This window comes from Bacillus mexicanus, from assembly GCF_050445615.1.
Taxonomy (GTDB): Bacteria; Bacillota; Bacilli; order Bacillales; family Bacillaceae; genus Bacillus; species Bacillus mexicanus.
The window spans coordinates 822,780-845,088 of sequence record NZ_JBCEYV010000002.1; the positions used below are offsets into that span (position 1 = coordinate 822,780).

Genomic DNA, 22,309 nt, shown 5'->3' on the forward strand with positions numbered 1-22,309 from the left:
TGTATATCCACTTCAAAACAAATTGAAGTACCGCTGGCTGCTTTCGTTTACAGCAACACAACCTTATACTTCTTCACATCCAAAAACTGCAAAAACTCCCTCGCCAGCACTTCCGGCGCATGCGCCTTTCCTTCATCCAGCCGATACAAAATCAGCCCGATTATCATCGCGGATACATAATAGGCATAAAGCTTTTTCTCCGCAGGCATGTCAGTCTGCTGGTGCAGATAAAACGATTCCAGTGTTTTGAGCATTTCAGGCACGACATGAGGAACCCCCCAATCCCGATTGAGCAAATGGACAATAGGCATATGGTCTAAAGCAGAAAGCAGGCTGGCGAGTGCCTCCTCCGCTTCGTCCAAAGAAAGCTCATTCGGACTGGAGGCAATCGTCAAGTGACCAATGATCTCCTCACACGATTGCTGAATCATGGTTTGCAGCAATTCCTCTTTGCTGGCATAGTGATCATAAAAGGTTGCGCGGCGGATATTGCTTTTGCGGGTAATATCAGAAATTGTAATGCCCGCATAATCTTTTTTCTCCGCCAATACGTCCAGCAAAGCCTTCTGAAGCGCCTCTCTCGTTCGAATCACACGCCTGTCGATTTGCCTGTCCTTCCACCGCTCTCCTGACACAGCCTGTCCAAACAGCCAATAAAACCGCTTTTGAGAAACAAGCTCCCATACCTTTTGGCTGATGGCCTCCGGAGACGCGTCCGCATCTTCATTCAGCCAATACAGGATAATCGCGTACGTGTACAAAGCCCGGTAATGCCCGTAAATATCCCGTTCGATCGGCGTCAAATTCACATTCATCGGTGCCAGCAACACATCCTGCTGAAACACATCCTTAAAAAAACGATGGGCATTATCTCTATTCATCATCGTGCCAAAGAAGGATCGATGCTCATGAACAAAGGACAGAGTCGGATGCACCGTTTGCCGTTTTTGATTTAAATGGAAGGTATCCATATGCTTAAAGGCGTCATAGAGCGCTTCGCCCAGCCCCTCCTTCATGTCTTCAATCACATCCTCAATGATGGAAAGCTTGTCTTCATAATAAAGATAGAGCGTCCCGCGGCTCACTTTCGCCTTTTCAGCAATTTCCTTCATTGTGATATGTTGAATATCCCTTTCTTCCAATAAGGCCAGCAGTGCCTCTTTCACATGAGCTTCAGCCGATTCCGGCATAAAAGACACCTCCAATCTTAGACAAATGTTCAATATATGTACGGTAACGTATAGATGGTTCACCGTTGTCTTTCTTATAAAAAAGGTACCACTTTATAATAGGTCTGAGAAAAGAAGAAAGCAAATGAGGGGGATTTACAATGGAACAGCAAGTAAAAAACGACATTCAGCGTGTCTTTCAGCTTCAGAAAAAACAGCAGAAAGCATTGCGTGCTTCAACAGCAGAACAGCGCATAGAAAAACTTCAACGCTTTTTAGATTCCGTCATCGCCCATGAAGAAGAAATCATCGAAGCGATCCGAAAAGACGTCCGCAAGCCCTATCACGAGGTCAAAAAAGCGGAAATCGAAGGAACAAAAAAAGCGATCAGAGATAATATGAACAACCTGAAACAATGGATGGCGCCCAAAGAAGTCGGATCTTCGTTAAGCCCTGACGCAAACGGAATTCTCATGTACGAGCCAAAAGGTGTAACACTCATCCTCGGCCCTTGGAACTATCCGTTTATGCTGACGATGGCGCCGCTTGCCGCGTCTCTCGCAGCCGGAAACAGCGCGATTGTGAAGCTTTCTGATTTTACGATGCACACAAGCAACATTGCCGTAAAAGTCATTCAAGATGCTTTTGATGAAAAAGAAGTCGCGATTTTTGAAGGAGAGGTTGAAGTGGCAACCGAGCTCTTGGATCAGCCGTTCGACCACATTTTCTTCACTGGAAGCACAAATGTCGGAAAAATCGTCATGACAGCAGCTGCCAAACACTTGGCATCGGTCACACTTGAGCTTGGCGGCAAGAGCCCAACGATCATTGACAGCGAATACGATCTCATGGACGCAGCGAAAAAGATCGCGGTCGGCAAATTCGTAAACGCCGGCCAAACCTGCATCGCACCTGATTATCTATTCATAAAAAAAGACGTGCAAGATAAGTTTGCGGGCATTTTACAAACAATCGTCAACGCAGGGTTCATGGAAGATGACCTTAACCCAGACCGCAGTAAATTTACGCAGATCGTCAATGACCGCAACTTTAACCGTGTCAAAGACCTGTATGATGACGCTATTGAAAAAGGGGCGGAAGTCGTTTTCGGAGGCGTATTTGATGCCAGCGACCGCACGATTTCGCCAACCGTTTTGAAAAACGTCACACCTGACATGAAAATCATGCAGGAGGAAATCTTTGCACCGATCCTGCCGATGATGAACTATGAAGACATCGACCAGGTCATCGATTACGTAAACGATCGTGATAAACCGCTTGCGCTTTATGTATTCAGCCACAACCAAGACTTGATCGACAACGTCCTTCAGCACACGACTTCAGGCAACGCAGCCATCAATGATGTTGTTGCTCATTTCAGTGACGTCAATCTGCCATTCGGCGGTGTCAACACAAGCGGAATCGGCTCCTATCATGGCGTATACGGATTTAAAGAGTTTTCTCATGAGAAAGGCGTATTGATTCAAGCTGTTAAATAACTATGTGAAGAGAATCTGCATGATCTTGCAGGTTCTCTTTTTTATCATCCTATCAACCTAAAGATAAAAAGGGGAATTAAAGAAATAAATAGAAACAAAATACTGTTTTTGCTACAAGACCAAATTCCTCTAGTGGATTTCATTGAAACTGTACAGTCGCTAACGTATAATATTCCAGGAAACTTCAAAGGAGAGAATTTTATACATGGAAAAACCAGCTGGATTTTGGATTCGGGCAGTTGCCTCTATTATTGATGATTTGATTATCTATTTTTTTGCTTTTATTATGCTTCAAATTAACACCTTTATTATCCTGCCTCTCATTGATGCAGGAAGCTCCAATATGACAGAAGATCAATATAAATTTTTTATGCTGATATTCGGGACAATCCCTGTTATCGCCATCATATATATCTTCGGCATTCTTTATTATAGCTTGCTGACTTCTTCAAAAATGCAAGCAACACTGGGCAAAAAACTCATGGGCATTATTGTTGTCAATCAGTATGGCGAACGAATTTCATTTTGGCACAGCTTCGGCCGTTACTTCGCTTACATACCATCAGGAATTTTGTATATCGGTTTTATCATGGCGGCTTTCCCCTCAAAACTGGCATTACACGATTATATTTGCGGGACAAAAGTGGTTTATAAAGATAAACATTTTGATTAATTTTCCAATAAAAAGGCTGTCGAGATCACCTCGCCAGCCTTTTTATTATTTACCAAAAGCCATCAGCTTCGTATAGCTTCCAATATAAAGTGTTCCGTCTTCAGCAAGCTGAGGAGATGACACGACATTGCTGTCGGTTTGATAGCTCCATAGCTCATTGCCATTTGCGTCCGCCGCATAAACCTTCATATCATCAGATCCGAAATAAACCGTTCCGTTCGCATCAATCAGCGGCGCCGTTCTGACAGGTCCTTCTGTGTAGAATGACCAGTTCATTTCCCCGTTTTTGCTGATGGAAAACAGCTCGCCGCTTCCTGAGCCAATATAGATGTTGCCGTTATGGTCGATCGCAGGCGATGAACTGGAGAACCCGTTGAGCGGGAATGTCCATTTTAAGCTGCCTGTTGACGTATACGCATACAGCTGTCCGTCTTGGTTTCCGGCATAAATGCTTCCATCCTTATCAATCACCGGATATCCTTTAAACGCATTTGATGTCGTTCTGGACCATTTCACTTGCCCGGTTCCGGAGTTGAGCGCATAAAATACGTTATTGTATGTGCCGACATACACGGTGCCGTTTGAGGCAAGCACCGGAGCAGAGCTGACAACGCCATTCGTTTTGAATTTCCAGCGCTCTGTCCAGGTTGATTTAGACGTAGGTTTGATCGCATGAATATAATTATCAAGTGTTGAGAAATACAATGTGCCGTCTGAACCGATCACTGTTTCAGAGCTTGGCCCTCCGCTTAACGGAACCGTGGTTAAAATCTCGCCCGTTTCCTTGTCGATAAAGTAAATCTTTTTATCATAGGATGCCAGATAGATAACACCGTTGGTTCCAAGTACAGGAGATTGCGTGAACGTTTTTCCAAGGTTTCCTGTCTCCCATTTGACTGAGCCGTCAGGATGAAAAGCTTTCAGTTCTCCGTCTCTGGAATGAAGATACACCGTACCATCCCCATCAACTACAGCCCCCGCCCCATTTTGCGGAGTCGTTCTGATATTATTTTGCCATTTCAGCGTCCCGTCTGTATGACCCGCGAATCGGCTCTCCCGTGACCAGTTAAACATGGCAGGCGCCATCGCTTGTACATCATACCTTCCCTTTAAAAAGCCGGATGCTCCATTATTTTGAGAAAACACCGTTTCCGCCGCATAAGCAGCTGTCGGCTGAAGCACCTTGGCAGCGGGAAGATCAGAAACAGCACCGGCTGAAACAGCAGCCGCCACCGCAGCTCCCGCAATCAAAGCTTTCATACGAAATGACTTAACCATAATTAAAACCCCCATTTTATGTATTTCCTAATATGTGACCATCATAGCATATTCATCCATTTTATAATTCTATTTCACGAAAACATCACAAACTAGAAAACTATGTCAGCTGTTCGCGGACGTTTTTTCGGCACCTGAACGAAACGCAGCCACAAACCAAATGACATTAACAGCAGCCGCAGCAAGACTAACACCAATCACGAAGATCACCTCAGAAAGCAGATGGTCACTAAAGAAACTAAACATTAAGATAAACCCGGCCGTAGACAGGTGAATCAGCAGCCCAAAACCGCAAAGTACAGCCATGACATACCTCATCGCTTCTACTCCAAGCATATAAATGATAAAAGGAATAAAATATAATACAAGAATCATACCGATAGCTGACCACATGCCGGCTGAATTAAACTGATTGGCCGCCCCTCCCGATCCGGCCAGCGGCGAAAGTGAAGCCGCGGCGATCATGCCGCAAAATAGAAACGCGGAAATGATTGTCATAATCGCCACGCTGTTTTTTCTAGACATCAAACTCCTCCTTCAAATAGAAATATCAACCTTTTTATTATAAGGAAGCCGACTGGGAAGTTCATTATATTTTCACAAAATTCAAAAATATATTTGCAAACAATATGGTTATTACTAGTATTTTTATATAGTATAAAAAAGGATAAAAGACTCATTTTCAGGAATATCAGGATTTTATCACCGTATCATATTGCACATACTTTTTTTTCAAAGTATACTATTCCAGATTAATTCAAAGGAGAGAGAAAAATACATGGAAAAACCAGCAGGATTTTGGATTCGTTTTTTAGCTTATTTTATTGATGGCATTATTGTATCTGTTCCTAATTATATTATTCTATTTATTATCAATACTATGTTCGTAGCTGGGTCTAAGGCAGCAAACCCTTACATGACGCAAGATGAGTATTTCGTGAAATACATGACGCATGCATTCTTGCCTACCATGCTGATCACGCTCGTCATCAGTGTATTATATTATGGTCTGCTCACAGCTTCTAAAATGCAGGGCACACTCGGCAAGAAAATTCTTGGCCTAAAAGTGGTCAATGAACAAGGCGGACGGGTTTCAGTCGGACAGGCAATCGGCCGTTACTTTGCATACATCTTATCTGGAATCATCTTTTATATTGGCTTTATCATGATCGCTTTTGGAGAGAAAAAAGGCCTGCATGACATCATTTGCAAAACACGTGTTGTGTATAAATAATAGAAAAAAGTCTAGACGCCCATAGCCGTCTAGACTTTTGTTTTCTTTACAATAGGCTGCCACGACAGATATGTAGCGCTTCTCCACAGCCACTCAAGCGGCCCCATTCTAAGTGACATTTGAAGGCACAAATAGCAATCGGCACACCGGCAGCAGGGTACACTTTCTCCTACAATCCCAAGCCATAATGATAGAAAATCCACTAATCAATGTCAAAAAGGCTAAGATCCTTCTGAATGGGGTAAAGGTACAAAAACAGCGTTCAGGAGGGATTCTTCATGGCAAACGATGATGCAGTCACACATACAGAACAGCTAGAACAGCAGAACCCGGGCATGAACACGAGACTCAAGCTGAAAAAACTCAAAGATCAAGTGATCGTCATCACCGGCGCTTCAAGCGGAATCGGACTTGTCACCGCGAGAATGGCGGCTGAAAAAGGCGCAAAGGTTGTGGCAGCTGCGCGAAATGAAGACGCGCTGAAGGAGCTTACTGATGATCTAAAGGAAAAAGGGCATGATGCCGTATGGGTGAAAGCAGATGTCGGAAAAGAAGAGGATGTCAACCGCATTGCAGAAACCGCGATTAGAACATTCGGCCGCTTTGACACATGGGTCAACAATGCAGGCGTCTCGATTTTCGGACACGCTATGGACGTCACCGTGGAAGACATGAAGCGCATGTTCAACACAAACTTCTGGGGACCTGTATACGGGACAAGAGCAGCCGTTAAACACTATACAGGCAGAGGGGAACCGGGCGCACTCATTAATGTAGGAAGCCTGTTCGGAGATAGGGGAACTGTCATTCAATCCACATACGCCTCAGCCAAATTTGCGCTTCACGGCTGGACAGAAAGCATCCGGATGGAGCTTGAAAAAGAACAGGCACCCGTCTCGGTTACGCTCATCCATCCGGGGAGAATTGATACGCCTTATAACGAGCATGCGCACAGCTATCTCGACAAACAGCCAGCTCATAACCGCTCCATGATTTATCCGCCGGAAGCGGTTTCCGAAGCCATCCTGTTTGCTGCCGAACATCCGAAACGCGACATGTACATCGGCTCGCAGTCAAAAGCGATCGCCATGCTGGGCGCACTTTTCCCCCGACTGACCGACAGATTGATGGAAAAAATCATGTACCGCAGCCAGCATGCCAAAAGACCATCCAAAGCCCAGGAAGAAAGCGCGCTTTATGAAGCGGGCTACGGCTTGCATGACAGGGGCACAAATAAAGGATGGCTGCGGGCAAAAAGCCATTACATGAAAGCTACAAAGCGCCCGATCGTATCCGCGGCTGTTGTCGCCGGACTGGTAGCTTTGGCTGCCGTCAAACGAAGCAGATAATCGCTAAAAACCCATGCTGTTCACGAACACATGGGTTTTTATAAATCGATAAAGGCTTTGTTCATACGCTGCAAAAGCTCGCTGAACATCTCTTTTTCCTTTGCTGACCACACTTTCAGCATCTGTTCATAACGTTCAAGACGCTTTTGCTTATCCGCTTTTAATGTTTGTTTGCCGAGCTTTGTAATGGTAAACAGGCTGACTCTGCCATCAGAAGGGTCTGAGAAACGATGGATGAGCTCCTTTGCCTCCAGTGCTGCCGCTTGTCTTGAGAGAGTAGAAATATCAAGCTTAAACGAATCGGCCAACTCCTTTACGCGGGCAGGTCCAAATTCATCTAATTGCCTTAACAGTAAATAGGATGATCTCTCCAAATTTCCCGTTCTTTTCTCTGATTGATCCAGATACACAGCTCTCCTGATAAAGGTCGTCAGCTCATATTCAATACGTTCCACTGAATTCTGTTTTTCCACTCGCTCTCGCTCCCCGTTCCAATCTCCAACATTGACACCATCACATATACTTGTATAATACAAATGTATATGGACTTATTAAATAATTTTTTTATGACTCATTTCATTTTATACTTGTATAGTACAATCATATAGTCAGAAAGTAAAGTGATTCCTCAGAACTCTCGTCAAAGCATGTCACCAGAAAGGGGGAAGCTGTTCAATATTGAAAGAGCAGCACTTGATGTGAAAATCATACGCATTATTTTGCAAATATTGATTTTATATGTATTTTTTATGATCGGGGACGCTATTCAGCGCCTGTTTCATTTACCGGTGTCAGGAAGCATAGTCGGATTGGTGTTGCTCCTGGTCTGTTTAGGTATCCGAATTGTTCCCGTCTCTCTGATTGAAGATGGAGCAGGATTTTTATTGTCCTTTCTTCCATTATTGTTCATTCCGGCCATGACAGGAGTAATGAAATACCCGTCACTTCTATCATTAAATGGTTTGATGCTGCTGATTACAGTCGTTCTAAGCACCATCGTCACGATCAGTGCGGCTGGATTCGCCAGCCAGCTATTAGAGAAAAAAGCAAAAAAACGTGAGGAGAAAGAGAAATGCAGCAAGCATGTATCGCAATGATTATCATTCTTTTAACAGTTGCCGCTTATGTAGCAATGGTCAAACTCTATAAACGATTCCCGCTTCCATTCCTTATCCCAGTTTTGACAACGACCATATTGATTGTCGCGGCTTTGGTCATATTCCATGTTACGTATGAGGCGTATATGATCGGGGGAAAATGGATCAATTCCTTGCTTGGACCGGCTGTTGTAGCGCTGGCCTATCCGCTTTATAAACAATGGCATATTATTGTTAAACATTGTGTGCCTATCATTGGCGGCGTGCTGGTTGGACTATGCATGGGAATGATCAGCGGGCTGATCTTTGCGGAAGCGCTGGGGATTGATCATGATCTCTTAATATCCATTCTGCCGAAATCGATCACCACCCCTGTCGCCATTCAGATCGCCGCCGGTCTTGGAGGTGTTCCTTCCATGACAGTCATATTCGTCATGATCGCCGGCTTTTCAGGCGTCATCCTCGGACCGCTTATCCTAAAATGGCTTCGCATACGCAGTTCACTTGGCAAAGGCATCGCATTAGGAAGCGCCTCCCACGCATTAGGAACCTCAAAAGCATTCGAATACGGGGAACTGGCCGTATCCATGAGTTCCGTCTCCATGACGCTTTGTGCAGTGCTCGGCTCCTTCTTTGGCCCGATCGTCGTCTGGCTGTTTCATATATAATTAAAAAAGACTGCCCTCCTCCGGGGCAGTCTTTTTTAGGGATTGAATTGGCTTTTGCCTGTTTATTTTCGTTCTCCGATATCTCTTAAATATTGTTCACGCTCTTTTTTATCGGGATATGCGGTTTTGATGTACTCCTCTTTTTCTTTCTTGCTGTATTCGCTCCAGTCTGTAAAACGGTCTCCTACTTCTTTTGAATAGCCAATAGAATCTACTTCATTCGAGTTATAATATAAAGAGGCATCAAATGAGAATGTCTCTGGTTCATTATTGATGTAACCAGTAACTTCAATCATTCCCATTGGACTTATTGTTACCTTCTCATTAAACTTAATATCCTCAATAAAGTGATGAATATCCTCTTTTTTCAATTTTTCCTTTATTTTTGGTTTCATCTTTTCAGCGTAATCTTCAGCTTTTTCTTGTTCACTCTTTACTTTATGAGCAGCGTCTGGCGTTTTTACTATTCCATAAATAAAGCCAGCCATCACGATGAACAAAACAATCACAAAAGCTAGCAATTTGAATGGCATTTGTTTTTTCATATTTTTATTTCATTTCACCTATGTCTTTTAAATACTGTTCTCTTTCTTCTTTTGATAAACTATTTAAAAAGTCTTCTTTAACCTCTTTATCAAAATCATCCCAATTCTCAAATCGGTCTGCTAAATCTTTAGCATAACCTATTGAATCTACTTTATCTGTTCCATACCTCAAGGAGACATCGAATGAGAACTTGTCAGGATTGTTGTTTATGTACCCTGATAGTTCAATCATCCCCATTGGACTGATTGAGACATCCTTATCGAAGGTTATATCATTGATAAAATGATGTATATCCTCTTTTTTCAGTTTTTCCTTTATTTTCGGTTTCATCTTTTCAACGTAATCTTCAGCTTTTTCTTGCTCGCTTTTTTCTTTATGAGCAGCGTCTGGCGTTTTTACTATTCCATAAATAAAACCAGCCATCACGATGAACAAAACAATCACAAAAGCTAGTAATTTGATTGGCATTTGTTTTTTCATATTTTTATTTTATTTCACCTATGTCTTTTAAATACTGTTCACGCTCTTTTTTATCAGGGTATGCGGTTTTGATGTATTTGTCTTTTACCTCTTTGCTGTACTCGCTCCAATCTCTGAACCGATCTGAAACATCTTGGGAATAGCTTATTTCATCTACTTTATTGGACTCGTGAATTAAATCCGCGGAAAAATCAAATTTCTCCGGATTGTCATTTATATAACCATTCACTACAATTCTTCCCATCGGATTTATCGTCACTTTATCTTCAAAGGTTACAGACTTTATAAAATGGTGAATATCCTCTTTTCTTAGCTCTTCTTCTATTTTCGGCTTCATTTTCTCAACGTATGCTTCAGCTTTTTCTTGTTCACTTTTTTCTTCTTTATTAAATATGTATTTTTCAGCTACAGAAGTGTCTGACGTTTTTACTATTTGATAAATACAGCCAATCATTACGATGAACAAAACAATCACAAAAGCTAGCAATTTGAATGGCATTTGTTTTTTCATATTTTTATTTTATTTCACCTATGTCTTTTAAATACTGTTCTCTTTCTTCTTTCGATAAACTATTTAAAAAGTCTTCTTTAACCTCTTTATCAAAATCATCCCAGTTCTCTAATCTATCACCTAAGTCTTTTGAAAAACTCATGCCATCAACCTTGTTTGAGTTATAAATTAAGTCCGCAGAAAAATGAAACTTTTCTGGATCTCCGTTTACATAGCCATCTAAAATGATTCTCCCCATCGGATTGATTTGTATATCTTTTTCAAAGGTGATTGTTTTTAGAAACTGGTGAATGTCTTGCTTCCTTAATACTTCTTCTATTTTTAACTTCATTTTTTCTGCATATACTTCGGCATTCTTATTATTATCTTCAGTTGTATCTTTTTCATCACAGAAATATAGTGCAGCCGCAATTGCAATGAATACAATCGCCCCTAATAATACTATTCTCTTTAAGGTTACCATTGGAATTTCATCCTTTTTATTATACAACATATGTATGAAGAATAGGATGACATAATTGACTATCGATCAGCTTCTTAAGGTGATATTAAAAACGAACATATTGGTGAAATTGTTTATATAGACAAAGAAAAGGGCTTAATGCCCTTCAGACACTTTGTCTGTTTATTTTCGTTCTCCGATATCTCTTAAATATTGTTCACGCTCTTTTTTATCGGGATATGCGGTTTTGATGTATGCTTCTTTTTCTTTCTTGCTGTATTCGCTCCAGTCTGTAAAACGATTACCTACATCCTCAGGGTAACTCATCCCGTCCACTTTATTAGATTCATAAATTAAATCCGCTGAGAAGTAAAACTTATCTGGATTGTCATTTATATAGCCATTTACTATTATTCTACCCATCGGGTTTATTTCAACTTTATCCTCGAAAGTAATTGTTTTAATAAAGTTGTGAATATCTTCTTCCTTAAGATGTTCTTTAATTTTCGGCTTCATCTTTTCTACATATTCTTCTGCTTTTTCATTATCGCTTTTTTCTTCTTTTTTCACTGTCTGTTTACCTCCAGTCTCTTCTGTTGTTCGATCTGATATATTCATTTTTTTTACTATTCCATAAGAAATACCTAATACAACAACCAATACGATCGTACCTATTATAAGTATTTTTTTTACAAATGACATGGTATTTCATCCTTTTTTAATTTATTATACAATATATACAAGTTTTTGGAGAGTGAAGTTATGTCTAGAAAAAATCATTCACTTACAGACGAAGATTATAATAAAGCATCAAGTGCTGCATATAATCTTAGAAACTATCATATTGGTACTAATATTGAGATAAGTAACTGACAAAAGTTATATGTAGTTGATTATAAAAAAACGAAAAAAGGGCTTGATGCCCTTACATTAGTATCCGAAAAAGATTACAAAATTTCCAACCATGGAAAAGACAAAGAAAAAATCCAAAACGCCATCATAGCATACCGCGGATCAGAACCCATTAGCCCGGGCCAATTCCAAGATACAATAAAACAATATCGTGATAAGCGGGAAGAGCTTATAAAAGAAGTAGAGAAAAAGGGAATCAACATTCCTGAAGATGAAGACGGCTCTTTCTATGACTACGCAAAAGGAGTTCCTGAGTATTCAAATGAAATTTTGCAGGATTGGCTACATATGGATACCAATTATTTAGTGGGTAAAAAACCATTTGATGACGGGACGGAAAACCAGGCGATTCAGGCAGACCAATATGCGAAAAAAGTACATAAAGATTTTAAAAACGCTGACATTCAAGTCACTGGTCACTCATTAGGCGGTTCTAATGCAAGCTATGCGGTCGTGATGAATGATTTTATCAAACGCGGCGTCACTTTCGAAAACCCCAACATTTATGAAAATCTGCCTAAGGATGTGAAAACCCGGGCATTAAACGGCGATTTTCGCAGCCGTTTAACAGAGTATATTAATTTAAATGATGGATTATCTTTGTTGAACCGGGATGCTGCTGAAGTGGGCCAAGTAAAGGTGATGTATGACGAAGCTTTGCCAAATGGTGTACAAAATAATAGTCTCCCTAATGAAGTAAAAATGCTTGGACTTGCTCTTAAACATTACGGCAACCAATCTCTTGATGTCACACTGTTTGTCGAAGCCTTGATGGGAAGTCATGGCTTAGATCGCTACCATTTCAATTCAGATGGATCTACCCAAACCGTGGATGACGTGTTGAAAAATAATCCTGACTTTGCAATAGCAATGCTTAAGCAAATGAAATCAACGAATGTGAAAGCCAATACAGGGGTTTCAATCCTCATTAAGTCACATGTATTGATGAATACAAGCACACAGTTAAAACATATCGCGGAATCGGAATGGTCTCGGATTATACACCAAATTGAAAGAATTGATGACAAAGTAAAGGATTCTATTGAGGATGTCAGGAACATGCATACACGAATGGTTGGTTTTGGAGCATATGATGAATTATCCGTTTCTGATGTCGATGATCTGATCAATAAGCTTAAAATGAATAAACCCCATCATCTTTTTTACTCAAAAGAAAAATATGATCAGGCAATAGATGCAGCGCTTCATTTACAGCACTTGCTTCAGATGGTTGCAGATGACCTTGGACATATGGGACATGCTTACCATGATGCAGATCTGGCAGCAGCAAGCCGGATGGGGATTTCATAAGGAGAGAAAGAGATATGGATTTTATGAATAAAAAACCAACAGACGCAGACCGTTTTCTGCAAAGAGTGACAAATCAGCATTCAAATACTTCACTTTTTTCAAATGCCCATCTGGATACATCTCAAATGACACCGGAACAATTGGCGGTGTACAAAGAGAAGAAAAGACAAGAACAAAAATTGGCGCTGATGAATTCAATCAAAAAGCAACTAAGCTATGCTTTTCAGGAAGACCGCAAGACCCTGTCTTCCATCCAAAACCACATCACAGATGCCGAGCGGGCGGTTAAGTCAAAGCGGGAAATGCTCGACCATCATATGTCAGGAAAGGCAATAGACAGTGTCACTGCTAAAATGAAAGATCATCTCTCATTTGAAAAAGTTCATTCCAACGTGTCGAGCTTGGTGAATTCAATCGGCATATAGAAAAAAGCAGACCCGCATCAGTCTGCTTTTTCTTTTACGATTTAAAAAACTCAATCAACGGCTGAAAATCCTTTGATACATCGATGTCATTCGGCTCTGCTTGGAGCAGGCGGTCAATCATGCGCTCTAGTTCCTTCACATCATTTTGATCTGTGTATTCAATGAAGTTCAAGCTTTCGAGCCAATCCCGGTACGAATGTTTCGCTTTGCCGTAGCTATTTCCAAAGACGAGACAAGGTGTTTTCGTGATAATCGAGAAAATCATCGCGTGAAGGCGGTCGGTGATCACTAATTTACTCGAACCGATGCGGTCAAGCATCTCCATAAAATGCTTTTCACGCTCGGCGTAATCGATGGTATCGACCGTATCCAGCACCGTATCTGTACGCTCCGTATAGGTTGTTTGTTCTGCCCATTTCTCCATCTGTGAAATAAACGCTTCGTCAGTCACCTTCTCTTTATCCGCTCTTAAAATAAAGAGAACACCGTCCCGCTCAAGCTCTCGCGGCACAATATCCAAAGAAAGCACCATGTCCGGTGTAAAGATCACATCGGAGTTGAAGGTCTCTTTCACCACATCCAGTGTTTGCGTCTCGCGCGCAGCAATCGTTAAATGTGGATTTTGGTGGTACGCATCCTGTGTTTTTTTCTTTTCTTTATTCCCTTCCTCTGTATCTTCAAAATAAACAGATTGCGGAAGAGAAATTGATTTGTAGTCTTTAAATGCCGAGAAGACCTTTCTTCTGTCTTCCTCAATATCGAGATAAAGGTTTCCTAAGTTCCCTCCGCCTGTAAAGCAGACAATATCGTCTTCCCGAATGATCTCCTTCACAAGCTCAATACCCTCATCCGTCGCATAATCCATAATCTCAATGTATTCATAATACGGAAAGTGATTTTTGATAAATTTCTCTTCCGCATACGCAATCGCTTGGTCTCCAATGTTTGTGTAACTCGGAGAACCAAACAAAAATACTTTTCGTTTATCATTTAACAAGGCTTCTGGTTCAACGTTTGGCGCAATGCCTTTTACGAGTTTTTTGCCTTTGATTTCTTGTACAGTCATGTTGTTGTCCTCCTTCTGGGATAAATGTCTTATCGTATGGTTAACTGTCTCTACCCAAAAAGGAGGATGACTATGCATAGGCATGTGCGCTGGCTAGATCAGAAACATCGTTTTCGCCAATTTGATGGATGCGGCAATGTCCCGAGTCGTTCTTTCCATATATTCTGCGGCATGTTCAAACGCGTCCTCTAGCGGCACGACGCCGGGAACGATGCTGAAAAGCGCATCAATTCCGTGCTGATAGACAGCATCACTGTCTCTCGATATTGACCCCGCAATGCCAATGACAGGCACATCGTATGATTTAGCCGCTTTGGCCACACCGATTGGCGTTTTTCCATAGATGGTTTGGCTGTCAATTCGTCCCTCACCGGTCAACACAAGATCGGCATCCTGCACTTCATTTTCAAAATCAACCGCATCAAGGACAATATCAATTCCTCTTTTCAAATCAGCATGAAGAAATGTCAGCAGACTCCATCCAAGACCGCCCGCTGCGCCGGCGCCCTCTGTTTCTCTGAAAGTTGTTCCGAGCACTTTTTCTGTTACATCCGCGAAATGGGTCAAGTGCTGATCCAAGGCATTAATCATGTCGTCTGTCGCACCTTTTTGCGGCCCGAAAACAGCCGAAGCACCTCTTGGCCCTGTTAATGGATTATCCACGTCACAGGCGACCTCCGATTTGACATTTTGCAATCTGGAATCAAGTCCGCTTACATCGATGGATGCAAGCTGAAATAACGCGCCGCCCCCAGGGCCGATCTCACGGCCTGAGTCATCAAGAAGCCTTACACCCAGCGCTTGAATCATCCCGGCTCCTCCGTCATTTGTGGCACTTCCGCCGATTCCGATGATCAACCGCTTGGCGCCCGCATCAAGAGCTGCTGCAATTAATTCTCCCGTTCCCCTTGTTGTCGTGAGGAGCGGATTACGCTTTTCAACAGGCACGAGATGCAGCCCTGAGGCGGCAGCCATTTCAATCACGGCTGTTTCTGCATCTCCCATCATGCCAAAAAAAGCTTTTACCGATTCTCCCAGCGGCCCTGTGACAACCTTCTCTTTGATCGATCCGTTTGTAGCATCAATCAGAGACTGAACGGTTCCCTCACCGCCATCCGCCATCGGCAACTTTCTGTAATCAGCATTCGGAAAAACTGATTTGAATCCTCTTTCTATCGCGTCGGCAGCCTCTAGAGCTGATAAGCTCTCCTTAAAAGAATCAGGTGCAATGATGATTTTCATCCAGATCGCCTCTTTCAAAACATGATTTTCTTATGTTATCTATCTCAAATGTACCACATCTAGTTTGGAAATAATTCCATATTATTTTGAAAAATTTTATAAAAAATTAGAAATGAAAGTGTTTGCATTCATGGAATATTAGCGTTATCATACTTGTATACAAGTATACTTCTTAAGTGAGGAAGGTGAATGTATGCTAGATTCCAAGGATCTGTTGTATCCCGCCAAGTGGCTCTCAAAAGCGTCAACCGGTATTCGAATCGCATACGAATTGAGGATGCGTATCGTCTCAAATATAATTGAAAGCGGTACCATTTTATCAGAAAATACGATCGCTACCGATTTTTCAGTAAGCCGCTCGCCCGTTCGCGAAGCGTTAAAAATACTCGCCTCCGAAAAAATCATTCGCCTAGAACGAATGGGAGCGGTTGTGGTTGGGTTAACTGAAAAGGAAATTGCGGAAATTTATGATGTGCGTTTATTATTAGAAACCTTTGTCTTTGAACAGCTTGTCAAAATCGATATTGAACCTTTAATTAAAGATCTCAGCAAAATACTTGAAATGATGAAAGTCTCCATTAAATATGAGGATCCTGACGAATTTTCATTTCAAGACGTACTGTTCCATGAAACGATTATCTGCGCCATTGATCATTCATACATTCAGATGATCTGGAACAATCTAAAACCCGTCATGGAAAGCCTTATTCTGTTGTCCATGCGGGTGCGCTTAAAAGAAAAACACGATGACTTCTCAAGGATTATAGAGAACCATGAGATTTATCTTCAAGCCATTAAAGATAAGGACAGAGCGCTGATGATTCAGTCTCTTCACCAAAATTTTGACGACGTACAAGAAAAGGTAGAAGACCTGTGGCTCTCACAACAAATGCTGGCAAAAGGAGCTGAAAGCAACAATGACTAGGTATATGCTGGGAATCGACATCGGCACGACGAGCACAAAAGCTGTGTTATTCAGTGAAAACGGAGACGTGATACAAAAGGAAAGTATCGGCTATCCGCTTTATACGCCGGATATCTCAACAGCCGAACAAAATCCGGAGGAGATTTTTCAGGCAGTGATCCACTCAACAGTGAGAATTACGAAACAGCATCCGGAAAAACAAATCTCATTCATTTCGTTCAGCAGCGCCATGCACAGCGTAATCGCAATCGATGAAAATGACAAGCCGCTGACGCCTTGCATTACATGGGCCGATAACCGGAGCGAAGCCTGGGCGCATAAGATCAAAGATGAATGGAACGGCCATGAAGTGTACCGACGGACAGGAACGCCCATCCATCCGATGTCGCCGTTAAGTAAAATTACTTGGATCACGAATGAACGAAAAGACATTGCTTCCAAAGCAAAAAAATATATCGGCATCAAAGAGTACATTTTTAAACAGTTATTCAATGAGTATGTCATCGATTATTCTTTGGCTTCAGCGACAGGCATGATGAATCTGAAAAACTTAGATTGGGACGAAGAGGCACTGCGCATTGCAGGCATCACGCCGGATCACTTGTCCAAGCTCGTGCCGACAACCCAAGTCTTTCAGAACTGCAGCCCAGAATTATCGATACAGATGGGCATTGATCCAGAAACACCATTTGTCATCGGCGCCAGCGACGGCGTCCTGTCCAACCTCGGCGTCAACGCCATTAAAAAGGGTGAGATCGCCGTCACCATCGGGACGAGCGGCGCCATCCGCACCATTATTGACAAGCCGCAAACCGATGAAAAGGGACGGATTTTCTGCTACGCCTTGACGGACAAGCATTGGGTCATCGGCGGACCGGTTAACAATGGAGGCATCGTCTTTCGCTGGATCAAAGACGAATTTGCCTCTTCTGAAATTGAAACAGCGACACGGCTGGGCATTGACCCATATGACGTGCTGACGAAAATCGCACAACGTGTCAGACCCGGTTCTGACGGCCTGCTGTTCCACCCGTACCTCGCCGGAGAACGCGCTCCGCTGTGGAATCCGGATGTACGAGGCTCATTTTTCGGCCTGACGATGTCACATAAGAAAGAGCATATGATACGCGCGGCATTGGAGGGCGTCATTTACAACCTGTACACGGTGTTCCTGGCGTTAACAGAATGCATGGACAGCCCGGTAACCCGCATCCAGGCGACAGGGGGATTTGCAAGGTCGGAGGTTTGGCGCCAAATGATGTCAGATATCTTCGAATCAGAGGTTGTCGTGCCGGAAAGCTACGAAAGCTCCTGTCTCGGCGCCTGCATTTTAGGCCTGTATGCGACAGGAAAAATTGATTCCTTCAATGCCGTGTCCGACATGATCGGCAGTACACACAGGCATACGCCAATCGAAGACTCAGCCAAGGAATACAGAACATTAGTGCCGATTTTCATCAACCTGGCAAGATCATTAGAAAAGCAATACACACAAATTGCAGATTATCAGAGGGGCTTAATCTCACACAACTAGTACACGACATGAAGGGGAGGGCATTATTATGCCATTAATCATTGTTGCACTTGGGATCTTAGCTTTACTGCTTTTGATTATGGGATTAAAATTAAACACATTTGTTTCCTTACTGGTTGTATCGTTCGGCGTGGCATTGTCACTGGGGATGCCGTTCGATAAAGTTGTCAGCTCCATTGAGGAAGGAATAGGGGGAACTCTTGGCCATATCGCGCTTATCTTCGGACTCGGTGCGATGCTGGGCAAGCTGATCGCGGATTCAGGAGGCGCACAGCGCATTGCGATGACGCTCGTCAAAAAATTCGGCGAAAAAAATATTCAATGGGCTGTTGTCATTGCTTCATTCATTATCGGTATTGCGTTATTTTTCGAAGTAGGGTTGGTTCTATTAATTCCGATTGTATTTGCGATTTCAAGAGAATTGAAGATTTCTATTTTATATCTTGGAATTCCGATGGTCGGAGCGCTGTCCGTCACGCACGGTTTCCTGCCGCCGCACCCGGGGCCTACAGCGATTGCCGGTGAGTACGGCGCAAACATCGGAGAAGTCCTGCTGTACGGCGTTATTGTTGCTGTTCCGACAGTGCTCATCGCAGGACCTTTATTCACAAAGCTCGCAAAAAAACTCGTCCCTGCGTCATTTTCGAAAAACGGTGATATTACATCACTCGGCACGCAAAAAACGTTCAAGCTTGAGGACACTCCCGGCTTCGGAATCAGTGTCTTTACTGCAATGCTTCCGATTATCATTATGTCGGTCGCGACGATTATCGACTTGCTTCAAGAGACAATCGGATTTGCGGATAACGGCGTTTTAGCTTTTATCCGATTGATTGGAAACGCATCGACTGCTATGATTATTTCGTTATTGGTCGCAGTCTATACAATGGGCATCAAACGCAATATTCCAGTTAAAACTGTGATGGACTCTTGTTCGACAGCCATTTCACAAATCGGCATGATGCTACTGATCATCGGGGGAGGCGGCGCTTTCAAACAAGTGCTGATCAACGGCGGTGTCGGCGATTACGTGGCAGACTTATTCCAAAGCACGGCGTTATCGCCAATCGTTCTGGCATGGCTCATCGCGGCAATCCTGCGTATTTCTCTAGGATCAGCCACCGTTGCCGCGCTAAGCACAACAGGACTAGTCATTCCGTTATTGGGGCATTCTGACGTTAACCTGGCATTAGTTGTACTCGCAACTGGCGCCGGAAGTGTCATCGCTTCACACGTCAACGACGCCGGCTTCTGGATGTTCAAAGAATACTTCGGATTAAGCATGAAAGAAACATTTGCCACATGGACGTTGCTGGAAACGATTATTTCCGTTGCTGGACTGGGATTCATATTATTGTTAAGTTTAGTTGTATGAAATTGATGAAGGAGCTGTAACACATGTTCAATACAATTGGTGTCATAGGCTTAGGCGTAATGGGAAGAAATATCGCCTTAAACATGGCAAACAAAGGTGAAAACGTCGCAGTCTATAATTACACCAGAGATTTAACGGACCAGCTGATCCAAAAGCTGGATGGACAATCTCTCAGCCCGTACTACGAGCTTCAAGATTTTGTTCAATCGTTAGAGAAACCAAGAAAAATCTTTTTGATGGTCACAGCGGGAAAACCCGTAGATTCCGTCATCCAATCATTAATGCCTTTGCTTGAAGAAGGCGACGTCATCATGGACGGAGGCAACTCCCACTATGAAGACACCGAAAGAAGATATGACGAGCTGAAGGAAAAAGGCATCGGCTACCTGGGAGTCGGCATTTCCGGCGGTGAAGTCGGCGCATTAACGGGGCCTTCCATCATGCCGGGCGGAGATCGCGACGTCTATGACAAAGCCGCTCCTATCCTGACGAAAATATCAGCTCAAGTCGGAAAAGATCCGTGCTGTGTCTACATCGGTCCAAAAGGGGCAGGGCACTTTACAAAAATGGTGCACAACGGCATTGAGTATGCCGACATGCAGCTGATTGCAGAAGCCTATACATTTCTCAGAGAAACGCTGCGTCTGCCGCTTGATGAAATCGCATCTATTTTTGAAACATGGAATCAAGGTGAGCTGAAAAGCTATTTAATAGAGATTACAGCTGAGATTTTACGCAAAAAAGACGAAAAAACAGGACAGCCTCTGATTGATGTCATCCTTGATAAAACCGGCCAAAAAGGCACTGGAAAATGGACGAGCATGCAGGCGATTGATAACGGCATCCCGTCCACAATCATCACGGAGTCTTTGTTTGCACGCTACCTGTCATCCTTAAAAGAAGAACGTATGGCAGCCCAAGACGTGTTAACAGGCCCAGAAGCCGAAGAAAAACACTTTGATAAAGACACGTGGATTGAATATGTCAGACAGGCTCTTTACATGGGAAAAGTATGTGCCTACGCTCAAGGCTTCGCCCAATACAAAATGTCATCTGAGCTTTACGGCTGGAATCTGCCGCTTAAAGACATCGCCTTGATTTTCAGAGGCGGCTGCATCATCCGCGCAGATTTCCTAAACGTGATCAGCGAAGCATTCAGCGAGCAGCCAAACCTGTCAAACCTGATGAACGCGCCTTATTTCTCAGATAAGCTTCAAGCATATCAAACAGGCATGCGCAAAGTCGTTTGCGAGAGCATCAGCACAGGGATCTCCTCCCCATGCCTAACCACCGCGCTCTCTTATTACGATGGCTATCGCACAGGACGTTCCAATGCAAACCTCCTGCAAGCGCAGCGCGATTACTTCGGCGCCCATACGTACGAACGGACAGATATGGACGGCATTTTCCATACGAATTGGTCTGAATAACAGCCATAAAAAAACACGGTCAGTTTCAACTGAACCGTGTTTTTTCATCTTACTTCTTCTTTCGTCTCAAAAAGAGAAACAGCAATAACATAATCACCCAAACAACAGGAGACATAAGTAATGTTTTAAATATCATAAACAGTGATACAATAATAGCTAGAAACAGCCCCCAAGAAAATAACGTAAAAGTTGACATGCTTGTTGCTCCGTTCTATTTTTACCTTTTATATCGGTTTATTGAATGAGAACTGAAGGTATACGTTCAAATCGTATCTTTCTGCCCCTTGCTCATGATGTCATGAAATGTTCAAATGCCTAGAACGGACTGATATTCTGATTCACAATAGTCCGAGAAAACCTTATCTAATTGAGAAACAGCCTATATTTACATTCTCATCTGCTTGAAATGAAATGCCAAAACTCTTCCTATCATACCTTAAATAAGATGAAAAAAAGTAAGTGAATAATGGGTTTTGGCTTGACAAAAAATATATATTAATTAATAATTGATATATAATTAGAATTATTATTGAAAGCGATTCTGCTTTCAAATACATTTTAGGAGGAATATACATTATGTCTTTAATCGGTAAAGAAGTACTTCCATTCGAAGCAACAGCATTCAAAAACGGTGAATTCATCGATGTAACAAACGAAGATTTGAAAGGCCAATGGAGCGTATTCTGCTTCTACCCAGCAGATTTCTCTTTCGTATGCCCAACTGAACTTGAAGATCTTCAAGAGCAATATGCAACTCTTAAAGAATTAGGTGTGGAAGTATACTCTGTTTCTACAGATACTCACTTCGTACACAAAGGCTGGCATGACAGCTCTGAAAAAATCGGCAAAATCACTTACGCAATGATCGGTGATCCATCTCAAACGATCTCTCGCAACTTCGACGTTCTTGACGAAGAATCTGGTCTTGCTGACCGCGGAACTTTCATCATCGATCCAGATGGCGTTATCCAAACTGTTGAAATCAATGCAGGCGGTATCGGCCGTGACGCAAGCAACCTGATCAGCAAAGTAAAAGCAGCACAATACGTACGTCAAAACCCAGGCGAAGTTTGCCCGGCTAAATGGGAAGAAGGCGGCGAAACTCTTACACCTAGCCTTGATCTAGTAGGTAAAATCTAAGGA

General features: G+C 42.7%; 24 protein-coding genes and 1 pseudogene. 13 read left to right on the forward strand and 12 right to left on the reverse strand.

Annotated features, from left to right (window positions below; genetic code table 11):
• Positions 1-47 precede the first annotated feature (47 nt).
• Positions 48-1,190 (reverse strand): TetR/AcrR family transcriptional regulator, encoded by a 1,143-nt coding sequence (locus tag AAGG74_RS13810; RefSeq protein ID WP_429675834.1) that lies wholly within the window; start codon positions 1,188-1,190, stop codon positions 48-50.
• A 140-nt stretch (positions 1,191-1,330) separates the two neighbouring features.
• On the opposite strand from AAGG74_RS13810, the gene AAGG74_RS13815 reads away from it, so the two are divergent.
• Positions 1,331-2,668: an aldehyde dehydrogenase family protein gene (locus AAGG74_RS13815; protein WP_162103173.1), complete on the forward strand. Its 1,338-nt coding sequence runs from the start codon at positions 1,331-1,333 to the stop codon at positions 2,666-2,668.
• A 205-nt stretch (positions 2,669-2,873) separates the two neighbouring features.
• Positions 2,874-3,341 carry an RDD family protein gene (locus AAGG74_RS13820; RefSeq protein WP_429675835.1) on the forward strand — a complete coding sequence of 156 codons (468 nt, stop codon included), beginning with the start codon at positions 2,874-2,876 and terminating at the stop codon, positions 3,339-3,341.
• Between the two features lie 45 nt (positions 3,342-3,386).
• Here AAGG74_RS13820 and AAGG74_RS13825 read toward each other — a convergent pair whose 3' ends face one another.
• Both AAGG74_RS13825 and AAGG74_RS13830 read right to left on the reverse strand, forming a co-directional pair.
• Positions 3,387-4,619, reverse strand: a complete 1,233-nt coding sequence (locus AAGG74_RS13825; protein WP_429675836.1) for an outer membrane protein assembly factor BamB family protein — start codon at positions 4,617-4,619, stop codon at positions 3,387-3,389.
• Positions 4,620-4,724: 105 nt separating this feature from the next.
• A complete protein-coding gene (locus AAGG74_RS13830) occupies positions 4,725-5,144 on the reverse strand; it encodes a DUF5391 family protein (protein ID WP_429675837.1) in 420 nt (139 codons plus the stop codon).
• Positions 5,145-5,397: 253 nt separating this feature from the next.
• Between AAGG74_RS13830 and AAGG74_RS13835 the strand changes: the two genes are divergently transcribed.
• Positions 5,398-5,853, forward strand: a complete 456-nt coding sequence (locus AAGG74_RS13835; RefSeq protein ID WP_429675838.1) for an RDD family protein — start codon at positions 5,398-5,400, stop codon at positions 5,851-5,853.
• A 29-nt stretch (positions 5,854-5,882) separates the two neighbouring features.
• On the opposite strand, the pseudogene AAGG74_RS13840 reads toward AAGG74_RS13835, so the two are convergent.
• Positions 5,883-6,055: pseudogene (locus AAGG74_RS13840) on the reverse strand (DUF418 domain-containing protein); the annotation flags it as partial.
• Positions 6,056-6,131: 76 nt separating this feature from the next.
• On the opposite strand from AAGG74_RS13840, the gene AAGG74_RS13845 reads away from it, so the two are divergent.
• Entirely contained in the window at positions 6,132-7,202 is a 1,071-nt protein-coding gene (locus tag AAGG74_RS13845) for an SDR family oxidoreductase (RefSeq protein ID WP_429675839.1), read from the forward strand.
• A 38-nt stretch (positions 7,203-7,240) separates the two neighbouring features.
• On the opposite strand, the gene AAGG74_RS13850 is transcribed toward AAGG74_RS13845, so the two are convergent.
• Positions 7,241-7,675, reverse strand: coding sequence for a MarR family winged helix-turn-helix transcriptional regulator (locus AAGG74_RS13850; RefSeq protein ID WP_162103179.1), 435 nt, complete (start codon positions 7,673-7,675; stop codon positions 7,241-7,243).
• A 225-nt stretch (positions 7,676-7,900) separates the two neighbouring features.
• Here AAGG74_RS13850 and AAGG74_RS13855 point away from each other — a divergent pair, with 225 nt between their 5' ends.
• Together AAGG74_RS13855 and AAGG74_RS13860 are read left to right on the forward strand one after the other, a co-directional pair.
• Positions 7,901-8,299 (forward strand): CidA/LrgA family holin-like protein, encoded by a 399-nt coding sequence (locus tag AAGG74_RS13855; protein WP_162103180.1) that lies wholly within the window; start codon positions 7,901-7,903, stop codon positions 8,297-8,299.
• Complete coding sequence (locus AAGG74_RS13860) at positions 8,275-8,967, forward strand: LrgB family protein (protein ID WP_429675840.1); 693 nt, start codon at positions 8,275-8,277, stop codon at positions 8,965-8,967. The genes AAGG74_RS13855 and AAGG74_RS13860 overlap by 25 nt, the downstream gene beginning before the upstream one ends.
• A gap of 62 nt (positions 8,968-9,029) precedes the next feature.
• On the opposite strand, the gene AAGG74_RS13865 is transcribed toward AAGG74_RS13860, so the two are convergent.
• From AAGG74_RS13865 to AAGG74_RS13885, 5 genes are all read right to left on the reverse strand, one after another.
• On the reverse strand, positions 9,030-9,512 hold the full coding sequence (locus tag AAGG74_RS13865) for a DUF1433 domain-containing protein (protein ID WP_429675841.1): 483 nt from the start codon (positions 9,510-9,512) through the stop codon (positions 9,030-9,032).
• Between the two features lie 4 nt (positions 9,513-9,516).
• The gene (locus tag AAGG74_RS13870; protein WP_429675842.1) at positions 9,517-9,993 is read right to left on the reverse strand and encodes a DUF1433 domain-containing protein; all 477 of its coding nucleotides are present in this window, start codon (positions 9,991-9,993) and stop codon (positions 9,517-9,519) included.
• Between the two features lie 4 nt (positions 9,994-9,997).
• A complete protein-coding gene (locus tag AAGG74_RS13875; RefSeq protein ID WP_429675843.1) occupies positions 9,998-10,504 on the reverse strand; it encodes a DUF1433 domain-containing protein in 507 nt (168 codons plus the stop codon).
• Positions 10,505-10,508: 4 nt separating this feature from the next.
• Positions 10,509-10,967 (reverse strand): DUF1433 domain-containing protein, encoded by a 459-nt coding sequence (locus AAGG74_RS13880; RefSeq protein WP_429675844.1) that lies wholly within the window; start codon positions 10,965-10,967, stop codon positions 10,509-10,511.
• Positions 10,968-11,129: 162 nt separating this feature from the next.
• Positions 11,130-11,648: a DUF1433 domain-containing protein gene (locus AAGG74_RS13885; protein ID WP_429675845.1), complete on the reverse strand. Its 519-nt coding sequence runs from the start codon at positions 11,646-11,648 to the stop codon at positions 11,130-11,132.
• A 498-nt stretch (positions 11,649-12,146) separates the two neighbouring features.
• Here AAGG74_RS13885 and AAGG74_RS13890 point away from each other — a divergent pair, with 498 nt between their 5' ends.
• The gene (locus AAGG74_RS13890) at positions 12,147-13,169 is read left to right on the forward strand and encodes a hypothetical protein (protein ID WP_429675846.1); all 1,023 of its coding nucleotides are present in this window, start codon (positions 12,147-12,149) and stop codon (positions 13,167-13,169) included.
• A gap of 14 nt (positions 13,170-13,183) precedes the next feature.
• Positions 13,184-13,594: a hypothetical protein gene (locus AAGG74_RS13895; RefSeq protein WP_429675847.1), complete on the forward strand. Its 411-nt coding sequence runs from the start codon at positions 13,184-13,186 to the stop codon at positions 13,592-13,594.
• 34 nt (positions 13,595-13,628) lie between these two features.
• Here AAGG74_RS13895 and AAGG74_RS13900 read toward each other — a convergent pair whose 3' ends face one another.
• A complete protein-coding gene (locus AAGG74_RS13900) occupies positions 13,629-14,660 on the reverse strand; it encodes a polysaccharide pyruvyl transferase family protein (protein WP_429675848.1) in 1,032 nt (343 codons plus the stop codon).
• A 93-nt stretch (positions 14,661-14,753) separates the two neighbouring features.
• Positions 14,754-15,902: a glycerate kinase gene (locus AAGG74_RS13905; protein WP_429675849.1), complete on the reverse strand. Its 1,149-nt coding sequence runs from the start codon at positions 15,900-15,902 to the stop codon at positions 14,754-14,756.
• 193 nt (positions 15,903-16,095) lie between these two features.
• Between AAGG74_RS13905 and AAGG74_RS13910 the strand changes: the two genes are divergently transcribed.
• From AAGG74_RS13910 to ahpC, 5 genes are all read left to right on the forward strand, one after another.
• Complete coding sequence (locus tag AAGG74_RS13910; RefSeq protein WP_162103186.1) at positions 16,096-16,827, forward strand: GntR family transcriptional regulator; 732 nt, start codon at positions 16,096-16,098, stop codon at positions 16,825-16,827.
• On the forward strand, positions 16,820-18,361 hold the full coding sequence (gene gntK, locus AAGG74_RS13915; RefSeq protein WP_429675850.1) for a gluconokinase: 1,542 nt from the start codon (positions 16,820-16,822) through the stop codon (positions 18,359-18,361). The genes AAGG74_RS13910 and gntK overlap by 8 nt, the downstream gene beginning before the upstream one ends.
• Before the next feature lie 28 nt (positions 18,362-18,389).
• Positions 18,390-19,736: a gluconate permease GntP gene (gene gntP / locus AAGG74_RS13920; RefSeq protein WP_429675851.1), complete on the forward strand. Its 1,347-nt coding sequence runs from the start codon at positions 18,390-18,392 to the stop codon at positions 19,734-19,736.
• 23 nt (positions 19,737-19,759) lie between these two features.
• The gene (gene gnd / locus AAGG74_RS13925; RefSeq protein ID WP_429675852.1) at positions 19,760-21,166 is read left to right on the forward strand and encodes a decarboxylating NADP(+)-dependent phosphogluconate dehydrogenase; all 1,407 of its coding nucleotides are present in this window, start codon (positions 19,760-19,762) and stop codon (positions 21,164-21,166) included.
• 576 nt (positions 21,167-21,742) lie between these two features.
• A complete protein-coding gene (gene ahpC / locus AAGG74_RS13930) occupies positions 21,743-22,306 on the forward strand; it encodes an alkyl hydroperoxide reductase subunit C (protein ID WP_162103190.1) in 564 nt (187 codons plus the stop codon).
• Positions 22,307-22,309 lie beyond the last annotated feature (3 nt).

Coding starts and splice junctions, on each gene's coding strand:
- AAGG74_RS13810 (WP_429675834.1), bottom strand. CDS start 1,190: ATGCCGGAATCGGCTGAAGCTCATGTGAAAGAGGCACTGCTGGCCTTA.
- AAGG74_RS13815 (WP_162103173.1), top strand. CDS start 1,331: ATGGAACAGCAAGTAAAAAACGACATTCAGCGTGTCTTTCAGCTTCAG.
- AAGG74_RS13820 (WP_429675835.1), top strand. CDS start 2,874: ATGGAAAAACCAGCTGGATTTTGGATTCGGGCAGTTGCCTCTATTATT.
- AAGG74_RS13825 (WP_429675836.1), bottom strand. CDS start 4,619: ATGGTTAAGTCATTTCGTATGAAAGCTTTGATTGCGGGAGCTGCGGTG.
- AAGG74_RS13830 (WP_429675837.1), bottom strand. CDS start 5,144: ATGTCTAGAAAAAACAGCGTGGCGATTATGACAATCATTTCCGCGTTT.
- AAGG74_RS13835 (WP_429675838.1), top strand. CDS start 5,398: ATGGAAAAACCAGCAGGATTTTGGATTCGTTTTTTAGCTTATTTTATT.
- AAGG74_RS13845 (WP_429675839.1), top strand. CDS start 6,132: ATGGCAAACGATGATGCAGTCACACATACAGAACAGCTAGAACAGCAG.
- AAGG74_RS13860 (WP_429675840.1), top strand. CDS start 8,275: ATGCAGCAAGCATGTATCGCAATGATTATCATTCTTTTAACAGTTGCC.
- AAGG74_RS13865 (WP_429675841.1), bottom strand. CDS start 9,512: ATGAAAAAACAAATGCCATTCAAATTGCTAGCTTTTGTGATTGTTTTG.
- AAGG74_RS13870 (WP_429675842.1), bottom strand. CDS start 9,993: ATGAAAAAACAAATGCCAATCAAATTACTAGCTTTTGTGATTGTTTTG.
- AAGG74_RS13875 (WP_429675843.1), bottom strand. CDS start 10,504: ATGAAAAAACAAATGCCATTCAAATTGCTAGCTTTTGTGATTGTTTTG.
- AAGG74_RS13880 (WP_429675844.1), bottom strand. CDS start 10,967: ATGGTAACCTTAAAGAGAATAGTATTATTAGGGGCGATTGTATTCATT.
- AAGG74_RS13885 (WP_429675845.1), bottom strand. CDS start 11,648: ATGTCATTTGTAAAAAAAATACTTATAATAGGTACGATCGTATTGGTT.
- AAGG74_RS13890 (WP_429675846.1), top strand. CDS start 12,147: ATGGATACCAATTATTTAGTGGGTAAAAAACCATTTGATGACGGGACG.
- AAGG74_RS13895 (WP_429675847.1), top strand. CDS start 13,184: ATGGATTTTATGAATAAAAAACCAACAGACGCAGACCGTTTTCTGCAA.
- AAGG74_RS13900 (WP_429675848.1), bottom strand. CDS start 14,660: ATGACTGTACAAGAAATCAAAGGCAAAAAACTCGTAAAAGGCATTGCG.
- AAGG74_RS13905 (WP_429675849.1), bottom strand. CDS start 15,902: ATGAAAATCATCATTGCACCTGATTCTTTTAAGGAGAGCTTATCAGCT.
- AAGG74_RS13910 (WP_162103186.1), top strand. CDS start 16,096: ATGCTAGATTCCAAGGATCTGTTGTATCCCGCCAAGTGGCTCTCAAAA.
- gntK (WP_429675850.1), top strand. CDS start 16,820: ATGACTAGGTATATGCTGGGAATCGACATCGGCACGACGAGCACAAAA.
- gntP (WP_429675851.1), top strand. CDS start 18,390: ATGCCATTAATCATTGTTGCACTTGGGATCTTAGCTTTACTGCTTTTG.
- gnd (WP_429675852.1), top strand. CDS start 19,760: ATGTTCAATACAATTGGTGTCATAGGCTTAGGCGTAATGGGAAGAAAT.
- ahpC (WP_162103190.1), top strand. CDS start 21,743: ATGTCTTTAATCGGTAAAGAAGTACTTCCATTCGAAGCAACAGCATTC.